This window comes from Bradyrhizobium sp., assembly GCF_028868675.1.
GTDB lineage: Bacteria > Pseudomonadota > Alphaproteobacteria > Rhizobiales > Xanthobacteraceae > Bradyrhizobium.
In genome coordinates this window covers 1-8965 of sequence record NZ_JAGWUA010000194.1, presented here as the reverse complement: position 1 = coordinate 8965, position 8965 = coordinate 1, and the positions used below count along the sequence as shown (strand labels likewise).

Annotated in this window: 9 protein-coding genes and 1 pseudogene; 9 read left to right on the top strand and 1 reads right to left on the bottom strand. The window is 67.0% G+C overall.

The genetic code is table 11. The annotated features are described in order from the left end of the window. The 9 genes from KGM94_RS20550 to KGM94_RS20510 form a co-directional block, all read left to right on the top strand. Positions 1 to 643, top strand: a 643-nt coding sequence (locus tag KGM94_RS20550; RefSeq protein WP_300263506.1) for an SDR family oxidoreductase, incomplete at its 5' end; no start/stop codon positions are given. Further along, positions 640 to 1767: a muconate cycloisomerase family protein gene (locus KGM94_RS20545; protein WP_300263504.1), complete on the top strand. Its 1128-nt coding sequence runs from the start codon at positions 640 to 642 to the stop codon at positions 1765 to 1767. The genes KGM94_RS20550 and KGM94_RS20545, both read left to right, overlap by 4 nt. A gap of 8 nt (positions 1768 to 1775) precedes the next feature. Beyond that, positions 1776 to 3080 (top strand): FAD-binding oxidoreductase, encoded by a 1305-nt coding sequence (locus tag KGM94_RS20540; protein WP_300263501.1) that lies wholly within the window; start codon positions 1776 to 1778, stop codon positions 3078 to 3080. A 91-nt stretch (positions 3081 to 3171) separates the two neighbouring features. After that, positions 3172 to 3591: an HIT family protein gene (locus KGM94_RS20535; RefSeq protein WP_300263499.1), complete on the top strand. Its 420-nt coding sequence runs from the start codon at positions 3172 to 3174 to the stop codon at positions 3589 to 3591. Positions 3592 to 3602: 11 nt separating this feature from the next. After that, positions 3603 to 4553, top strand: coding sequence for an NAD(+) diphosphatase (nudC, locus tag KGM94_RS20530; protein WP_300263497.1), 951 nt, complete (start codon positions 3603 to 3605; stop codon positions 4551 to 4553). Between the two features lie 65 nt (positions 4554 to 4618). Continuing rightward, positions 4619 to 5593: a sugar kinase gene (locus KGM94_RS20525; protein ID WP_300263495.1), complete on the top strand. Its 975-nt coding sequence runs from the start codon at positions 4619 to 4621 to the stop codon at positions 5591 to 5593. Between the two features lie 73 nt (positions 5594 to 5666). Next, positions 5667 to 6176 (top strand): Lrp/AsnC family transcriptional regulator, encoded by a 510-nt coding sequence (locus KGM94_RS20520; RefSeq protein ID WP_300263493.1) that lies wholly within the window; start codon positions 5667 to 5669, stop codon positions 6174 to 6176. Positions 6177 to 6288: 112 nt separating this feature from the next. Beyond that, positions 6289 to 6612 (top strand): hypothetical protein, encoded by a 324-nt coding sequence (locus KGM94_RS20515; protein ID WP_366526262.1) that lies wholly within the window; start codon positions 6289 to 6291, stop codon positions 6610 to 6612. A 16-nt stretch (positions 6613 to 6628) separates the two neighbouring features. Next, positions 6629 to 8098, top strand: coding sequence for a methyl-accepting chemotaxis protein (locus KGM94_RS20510; RefSeq protein WP_300263489.1), 1470 nt, complete (start codon positions 6629 to 6631; stop codon positions 8096 to 8098). 53 nt (positions 8099 to 8151) lie between these two features. Here the strand turns inward: KGM94_RS20510 and KGM94_RS20505 are convergent. Continuing rightward, a pseudogene (locus KGM94_RS20505) lies at positions 8152 to 8965 on the bottom strand (phosphomannomutase/phosphoglucomutase); the annotation flags it as partial.

Below are 8965 nucleotides of genomic sequence, written 5' to 3'. Positions count from 1 at the left end.
GAACGAGGCCGGCCTTGCCGCGACTGCAATGGAGGCAAGCGCGAAAGGCGCCGAGATTGCCATGAGCCTCGGCGACCTCGCCGTGGCGGCAACCGCAACGGAGGCCGTTTCAGCCGCGCAACGCGCGTTCGGACGACTGGACGCCGTGATTGGCGTCGGCGGCTCCGCGCGCCGCGGCAGTCCGATCGGCGTGTCTGCGGACCAGTTCCGCCAGGCGTTGGACGAATCAACGCTCGCCTTCACGCGCCTCGTCGAGGCTGCACTTCCCCTGCTGCGCGCCGGCACCGACGCGCGGATCGTCGCGGTCTCCTCCTTCGTTGCCCATGTCATCCGCCCCGGCTTCCCACCGTTCGCTGCGACCGCGGCGAGCCGCGCGGCGCTGGAAACGCTGGTGCGGCTCACTGCCGCCGAGCTCGCGAAAGACGACATCACCGTCAATGCGGTCGTGCCCGGCCTGATCGCCAAGGACCGATCGGCCGAGAGCAAGCTATCGACCGAGCAGATCGCCAGCACCGAGGCGCTGATCCCGCTCGGCCGCCGCGGGCGGCCGGAGGAGGTGGCGGCGGTGATCGCCTTTCTCGCCTCTCCCGCCGCGTCCTATGTCACGGGACAGGTCTGGCACGTCGACGGAGGACTGACATGAGCGAGGCGAGCGTCGAACGGCTCCGTCTGTTCCTGATCGAGAGTCCAATCAAGATGGCGCGCCTGCAGGGCGTCGGCAACGTGAAGGGCAGCATCAAGCGCGTGCTGATCGAGCTCACCGCGAGCGACGGCGTCGTCGGCTGGGGCGAAGCCGCGCCGTGGGAGGTGTTCACGGGAACGCCGGAAGCGGCCTTCGCCGCGCTCGACGTCTATCTGCGACCGATTGTGGTGGGCAAGCCGGTGCGCCGTGTACGCGCGCTGATGGCTGATCTCGACCGCGCTCTGGTCGGGCAGGCCGAGGCTAAAGTCGCAATCGAGATGGCGCTGCTCGACATCGTCGGCAAGTCGGCAGGACTCTCGGTCGCGGACCTCCTCGGCGGCCGCGTGCGCGACACCATTCCCCTCTCCTTCTCGATCGCCGACCCCGATTTCGCCGCCGACCTCGAACGCATGCGCAAGATGGTCCCCGAAGGCAACGTCATCTACAAGGTCAAGACCGGGGTCAAACCGCACCGCGAGGACCTCGACCATCTCGAAGCCATTCGCAAGGAGTTCGGCGACGCCGTCGACCTGCGCGTCGACTACAACCAGGCGTTGGCGCCGTTCGGCGCCATCGGAATCTTGCGCGATGTCGAGCAGTTTGCGCCGACCTTCATCGAGCAGCCGGTGCCGCGAAAATTTCTCGACGTCATGGCTGCGCTTGCGGCGGCGCTGGAAACCCCCGTTCTCGCCGACGAAAGCTGCTTTGACCGCCGCGACATGATGGACGTCGCCCGCCGCCGGGCGGCCGATGCGGTCTCGATCAAGCTGATGAAGTCCGGCGGCCTGTTCGAGGCGCAAGCCATCATGGCGATCGCCGACACTGCAGGCCTGCCCGGCTATGGCGGCACGCTGTGGGAAGGCGGCATCGGTCTCGCCGCCGGCACGCAGCTCATCGCCGCGACCCCGGGCATCTCGCTCGGCTGCGAATTCTACATGCCGCACCACGTGCTGACCGAGGACGTTCTGGAAGAGAAGGTCGCCAATCGTGCCGGACATGTCGTGGTGCCAGACGGTCCGGGCCTCGGCATTCGTGTCAGCGAGGCCTCAGTGCGCGCCAATGCGCGCGTGCTGGCGGAGGCGTGACCGGTCCCATGAGCCTACATGTCGTCGTCATCGGGGCAGGGATCGTCGGCGCGGCCACCGCGCTCGAGCTGCTGCGTGACGGACATCGCGTCACCATCATCGAGCCCGGCGAGCCCGGTGGGGAGCAGGCGGCGAGCTACGGCAACGGCGCCTGGCTGAGCCCGGCCTCGGTCGTGCCGATGTCGATGCCGGGCATGTGGAAGAAGGTGCCTGGCTATCTTGCCGATCCGCTCGGCCCGCTGACGATCCGCGCCTCGGCGCTGCCACAACTCCTGCCCTGGCTCGTTCGCTTCGTTTTGGCTGGCGCAACGGTTTCCCGAGTCGAAGCGACCGCACGCGCACTCGCACCGCTGCTGCGCGATGCGCCGGCGCGTCACGCGCGGCTCGCCGTTGAGGCCGGCGTGTCCGAGCTGATCCGGCAGGATGGCCTGTTGTACGTCTATCCAGACCGGCAGGCCTTTGAGGACGAGGCGCTAGCCTGGCGACTCCGGCGCGACAACGGCGTGCGCTGGACCGAGCTGTCCTGCGAGCAGTTGCACGCGCGCGAGCCTGCCCTACATCCGCGATATCAGCTCGGAATCCTGATCGAATCCGGCGCGCATTGCACCGATCCCGGGGCCTATGTCGCCGCGCTCGTTCGTCATGCGGTCGCACAGGGCGCCAGCCTCGTCCGGTCCCGCGCCACCGGCTTCGATCTCGCCACCGGCCGGTTGCGCGCGGTCCTGACCGAGGACGGCGGGAAAATCTACTGCGACCGTGCGGTGATCGCGGCCGGCATCCGCTCCAAGCCGTTTGCCGTTGCGGCCGGCGACAAGATCAGCCTCGAGAGCGAGCGTGGCTATCATGTCGTCGTCGCCGATCCGGAAGCCGCGCCCCGCGCGCCAGTCATGCCGAGCGACGGCAAGATGGCAAACACCATGACGACGGCGGGCTTGCGCGCCTCCGGTCAGGTCGAACTCGCCGATGTCGAGGCGCCGCCCAACTGGACGCGCGCACGCGTCCTGCTCGATCATTTGCGCCGGACCTATCCCGGCCTGCCCGACCGGATTCCCGCAGCACGGCTTGCGAGCTGGATGGGCCATCGCCCCTCGACGCCCGATGGTCTGCCGGTGATCGGCGCCGCCGCCAAATGCAGCGACGTCGTCCACGCCTTCGGCCACGGCCATGTTGGTCTCGCGGCGGCGCCTGCGACGGCGTCGCTGGTTGCAGACATCATCGGCGGGCGTGAATCTCCGATTCCTCTCGCGCCTTATTCCGCCGCACGCTTTCGGCGGTGGTCGTCCTCCCCTTTCCCCGCAAGCGGGGCGAGATGAGCCTTCGTTCGCGATCCTTCCCCTAACGGAATCGGTGTCGTATTGTTCGTATCGCGCAAGCCCGGGCCCATCGGGCGATCCGGAAACCTCCATGCCCGAACCCGCCTGGTCGCTGCATTCCCGTCTGAAAGAAGACACCATCGATATCGGCGACCTGCCGCTGTCGAAGGTGCTGGTCATCAAGGACGCGCACTATCCCTGGCTGCTGCTGGTGCCGCGCCGTGCCGACGCGGTCGAGATCATCGATCTCGACGAGGTCCAGCAGGCGCAATTGATGACCGAGATTGCGCGCGTGTCCCGCGCGCTGAAGGACATCACCAAATGCGACAAGCTGAACGTCGCCGCGCTCGGCAACCTCGTGCCGCAGCTTCACGTGCACATCATCGCGCGCCGCACCGGCGACGCCGCCTGGCCGCGCCCGGTCTGGGGCGTGATGCCGCCGTTGCCGCATGACGCCGAAGAGGTTCAGAATTTCATCAGCGCGCTTCGCCGCAAGATATGGTTGGGTTGAAAGAACGAGAAATGTCAGCATTCGACGCGTTTCCACTGGGCCAGCCGGCCTTCGTCAGCAGCGTCCTCGATCGCGCCGCGCACTTGCGCGGCAATGACGAGAAGCTCTTTGCCCTCGAGCAAAGCCCGTCCTCACGCGCCTATGTCGTCTATCGCGACTCGCTGCTGGTGAAGCGCGAGGGCGAGGGCGTGCGCGCGCTGCTGACGATCGACGAGGCGCTGAAATGCGGCGCCAACCCCGGTACGATCTTCCTGGGCCTGCGCGACGGCGCGGCGGTGTTCGGCATGGGCATTGCCCAGGCCGCCGCCGAGAAGCTGATCGGCCGCGAGGATTTTTCCGTCAACGAACTGCGCGGCATGGCGATGCAGGGCGCGGTGCCGCCGGACCAGCTTTCCGCGATCGCGATGGCGAAGTCGATGGTGAACTGGCATCAGCGCCACGGCTATTGCGCCAATTGCGGCACGCGCAGCGCGATGAAGGAAGGCGGCTGGAAGCGCGATTGCCCGAGCTGCAAGGCCGAGCATTTCCCGCGCACCGATCCGGTCGTGATCATGCTGGTCGCCTCGGGCGACAGATGCCTGCTCGGCCGCCAGAAGCAGTTTCCGCCCGGCATGTATTCCTGCCTCGCCGGCTTCGTCGAGGCCGCAGAGACGATCGAGGATGCCGTGCGCCGCGAGATCTTCGAGGAGTCCGGCATCCGCTGCACGGATGTGCAGTACTACATGACGCAGCCCTGGCCCTATCCGTCGTCGCTGATGATCGGCTGCAGCGCCCGCGCATTGAACGAGGACGTCGTCGTCGACCGCGTGGAACTGGAGGATGCGCGCTGGTTCGACCGCGACGAGGCGCGCCTGATGCTGACGCGGAAGCATCCCGATGGCCTCGCGGGTCCCCATCCATTCGCCATCGCCCACCACCTCTTGGGACGCTGGGTGCATGGCAACGACCGAAGCGGCGCATAGCGGGAACTGGCGATGTCCTCGCCGATTGACGTGCACGCGCGGTTTCGTGTGGCAGGGGAACCGGCATGACGGATACCGGCATGAATTTCCAGGCTGCAGCGCCAAGAATTCCGCCGCGCATTCTTTGCATCGGCATTCCCGTGCGCGACCTGACCTTTCGCGTGCAGGGTGTTCCCGGTCGCGGTTCCAAGGTCAATGCGAGCCATCTCGAGGAGATCTGCGGCGGCAATGCGCTCAACGCCGCGATTGCGATCGTGCGATTGGGCGGCCGAGCCGCGCTGGTCGGACCGATGGGCGATGCCGGCGAATTGTCGAGCCGCTATATCTTCGATCAGATGGCGCATGAGGGCATCGAAACCTCGCACCTCGTGCACATGAAGAGCCTGATGACGCCGATCTCGGCGATCATGATCGACCCGACCGGCGAGCGCACCATCGTCACCTTCCGCGATCCCGGGTTGTGGAAGGTCGAGCTGCCGGACGCCGACGAGTTGCTCAGGGATTGCCACGCGATCCTGACGGAGAGCCGCTGCGCGGAATTCTGCACGGACCTTTGCGCCGAGGCGCGGCGGCGCGGCATTCCCGTGATCGTCGATGCCGACCGCGCGATGTCGCTGCGCGAGGGCCTGCTCACGGCCTCCTCGCATCTGGTGTTTTCCAGCGAGCCGCTGCAGGAGACCGCCGACACCACCGATGACGGCGAGGCCCTGAGGCGGATCGCAAGGCTGACGCCGTCTTTCCTCGCCGGCACCCGCGGCGCTCGGGGCACGATCTGGCTCAACGAGCACGGCGAACTGGAGGAAACCCCGGCCTTCCCCGTGCACACCCTGGACACGCTGGGCGCCGGTGACGTCTTTCACGGCGCCTTTGCACTTGCCATCACCGAGGGGCGGGAGTTGCGGCAGGCGCTACGATTTGCCTCGGCGGCCGCGGCGCTCAAATGCACCCGCTTCGGCGGCGCCTTCGCCGCCCCGCAACGCGCTGAAGTTGAACGACTTTTGCGCCAGGACGAGGGGGCCAGCCCAGCCGGCGCGTTCTGACGACGGACTTGTGAGGGAAGAGTTTTCTTTGTATGAGGGCATCAACCCTTCAATATGGAACAAAATTCTTCAGATGAGCGATTCAGCAGTTCAATTTCCCGAATCCGGCCGTCGCCTCGACGCCATCGATCGCAAGATCCTGATGGTGCTCCAGGAGGACGCCTCGCTGTCCGTCGCCGAGATCGGCGACCGGGTCGGCCTGTCCTCGACCCCCTGCTGGAAGCGCATCCAGCGCCTGGAAGCCGACGGCGTGATCCTCAAGCGCGTGGCGCTGGTCGACCAGAACAAGATCGGGCTCGGGATTTCCGTGTTCGTGTCGGTCGAGAGCGCCGACCATTCCGAAGCCTGGCTGAAGAGGTTCGCCGAGGCGGTCAGCGCCATGCCCGAGGTAATGGAGTTCTACCGGATGGCCGGCGACGTCGACTACATGCTGCGCGTCGTGGTCGCGGACATGCAGGCCTATGACGTCTTCTACAAGAAGCTGATCAGCGCCGTGCCGCTGAAGAACGTCACCTCGCGCTTTGCGATGGAGAAGATCAAGTCGGTTACCGCGCTGCCGGTCCCGGCGGCCGCGGCCGGATAACGGTCGCCGGCACCCTGCTGATTCCGCGAACTTGCGCCATCTGCAACCCGCCGCTAACGAAGCATTAACGCGGAATTAGCTTCGGTTCCCTACGTTTCCCGACATGGAGGGGATGAGGCAGATTCCGACGAGGCGGTGGGCCGCCTGGTCGAACGCCGCCGTGCTGCTTGTGGCCGGCTGGGTCGCGCTCGCATTTCTCTCCTTACAGGTTCGTCCGGGTGCGACGGTCGTTGCCGTCGCGTTTCCGCCCTGGTGGAGCACGCCGCAGGTGTTTGCGGCTGCGGCCTCCGCCAGAGCGGCGATCGTGCGGGCTACGGCCCTTCCCACGCTGCTTGTCGTTCGCCCGGATGACCATGACGGACTGGCGCAACTGCACGAGGCGGGGGCTTGGCTCGTCATGGATGCGCAAGCGATCTCCGCCTGTCTTGGCCAATAGCTTTGGGGAATTCGAAATGACTGTCGTGAACGACGAACTGGAAGCCCTGCGCCAGACCACGAGCAAGGTCTTGCTCGCGATCCTCTGGCTCCACGTCCCGATCAGCGTCCTGATCGGCCTTTCGCTCGGCAAGGCGTGGCTCGTTCCAGCCGTTTTCGTGGCGCTCGCGGCGCTCGCGGCGACGCTGTCCTGGCGCCTGTCCGGCAACGGCCTGTCGACGCGCCTCGTCGTCGCGGTCGCGCTGATGAGCGGCGTATCGATGTTCGCCCGGCAGTTCGAGGGCCACGCCTGGCAGATCGACCTGCACATGTACTTCTTCGCGGCGCTGGCCTGTCTCGTCGCCTATTGCGACTTCCGGCCGATCGTCGCGGCGACCGTCGCGGTCGCGCTGCACCACCTGGCGCTGAACTTCCTGCTGCCGGCCGCGATCTATCCCGGCGGCTCCGACCTCGGGCGCGTCGTCCTGCACGCGGTCATCCTGCTGATCGAGGCGGGCGTCCTGATCGCGCTGGCGCACAAATTGTCGGAGCTGTTCGCCACCACGGCGATGAAGACCGCCGAGGCGCAGACGGCGATGGCGGCCGAGGCGCGCGCCAACAGCGAGCGGGGCGAAGCCGAGCGGCGCGCCAAGCAGGATCGCGATGCGGCGCGGCGCGAACTCGCGGCCGGCTTCGAACGCAGCGTCGCGGGCATCGTCGAGGCGGTGGCAGTGGCCGCCGGCGAGATGCGGCATCTGTCCTCCTCGATGAGCAACAGCAGCGCCGATACCGCGCGCCAGACCGCCGCGGCGGCAGCAGCCTCAAACGTGGCCTCGAGCAACGTCGAGACGGTGGCGGCCGCGACCGAGGAGCTGACGGCGTCGGTCAACAGCATCGCCCAGCAGGTGACCCGCTCGGCCGAGATCGCGACCAAGGCCGCGGACGAGGCGCGCCGCACCAACAAGGTGGTCGAAGGTCTGGCCAACGGCACGCAGAAAATCGGCGAGGTCGTCATCCTCATCCAGAACATCGCCAGCCAGACCAACCTCCTGGCGCTCAACGCGACCATCGAAGCGGCGCGCGCCGGCGAGCACGGCAAGGGGTTCGCCGTGGTCGCGAGCGAAGTCAAGGCGCTCGCGAACCAGACCGCGAAGGCCACCGAGGAAATCTCGGCGCAGGTGCAGGACATCCAGAACGCCACTGGCGAGGCCGTGAATGCGATCCAGGCGATCGGCGCGACGATTGCGGAGATCGATGCGATATCCGGCCAGATCGCCAACGCCGTCGATCAGCAGGGTGCGGCGACGCGCGAGATCGCCGGCAATCTGCAGCAGGCCGCCTCCGGCACGCGCGAGGTCAACGACAACATCGTCAGCGTCACCAGGGCGTCCGACCAGGTCGGCGCCGCGGCTTCGAAGATGCACGACGCCGCGGCCGGACTATCGTCGCAGTCGGAACGGCTGAAGGCCGAGGTCGACGGCTTCCTGGGTTCGCTGCGGGTGGCCTGATCCGCGCGGACGGCCCCTTTCGTCGGGTCCCGCCACGCGGGGCCCGACCGGCATCAGATCTTCTGATTGTATTCGCCAACCTCGGGATGGGTGCGCAACACGCTATCCACCATCTCGAACATATCGCGCATGCGCCGTTCGGAGACCGGGCTCTCGACCACGACCACCAGCTCGGGCTTGTTCGAGGAGGCACGCACCAGACCCCAGCTGCCGTCCTCCACCGTGACCCGGACGCCGTTGACGGTGACGAGATCGCGGATCGCCTGGCCGCCGATCCTGGCGCCCTGCTTCTGCAGCGCCTCGAAATGCTTCACGACCGCATCGACGACGCCGTACTTGGCCTCGTCCGCGCAATGCGGCGACATGGTCGGAGACGACCAGGTCTTGGGCAGCGCGTTCTTCAGGTCGGCCATCGACTTTCCGGGCGCGCGATCGAGCATGTCGCAGATCGCGATTGCGGACACCAGGCCGTCGTCATAGCCGCGGCCGAACGGCGTGTTGAAGAAGAAATGGCCCGACTTCTCGAAGCCGGCGAGCGCGCCCATCTCGTGGGTCCGGCGCTTCATGTAGGAATGGCCGGTCTTCCAGTACGCCGTCTTGGCGCCCTGGCGCTGCAGCACGGGATCGGTGACGAACAGGCCGGTCGATTTGACGTCGACGACGAACTGCGCCTCCTTGTGGATCGCCGACATGTCGCGCGCCAGCATCACCCCCACCTTGTCGGCAAAAATCTCCTCGCCGGTGTCGTCGACGACGCCGCAGCGGTCTCCGTCGCCATCGAAGCCGAGGCCGACGTCGGCCTTGTGGTGCAGCACCGCGTCGCGGATCGCGTGCAGCATCTCGAGGTCTTCCGGATTCGGATTGTAC

Coding starts and splice junctions, on each gene's coding strand:
- KGM94_RS20525 (WP_300263495.1), top strand. CDS start 4,619: ATGACGGATACCGGCATGAATTTCCAGGCTGCAGCGCCAAGAATTCCG.
- KGM94_RS20540 (WP_300263501.1), top strand. CDS start 1,776: ATGAGCCTACATGTCGTCGTCATCGGGGCAGGGATCGTCGGCGCGGCC.
- KGM94_RS20535 (WP_300263499.1), top strand. CDS start 3,172: ATGCCCGAACCCGCCTGGTCGCTGCATTCCCGTCTGAAAGAAGACACC.
- KGM94_RS20545 (WP_300263504.1), top strand. CDS start 640: ATGAGCGAGGCGAGCGTCGAACGGCTCCGTCTGTTCCTGATCGAGAGT.
- KGM94_RS20515 (WP_366526262.1), top strand. CDS start 6,289: ATGAGGCAGATTCCGACGAGGCGGTGGGCCGCCTGGTCGAACGCCGCC.
- KGM94_RS20520 (WP_300263493.1), top strand. CDS start 5,667: ATGAGCGATTCAGCAGTTCAATTTCCCGAATCCGGCCGTCGCCTCGAC.
- KGM94_RS20510 (WP_300263489.1), top strand. CDS start 6,629: ATGACTGTCGTGAACGACGAACTGGAAGCCCTGCGCCAGACCACGAGC.
- nudC (WP_300263497.1), top strand. CDS start 3,603: ATGTCAGCATTCGACGCGTTTCCACTGGGCCAGCCGGCCTTCGTCAGC.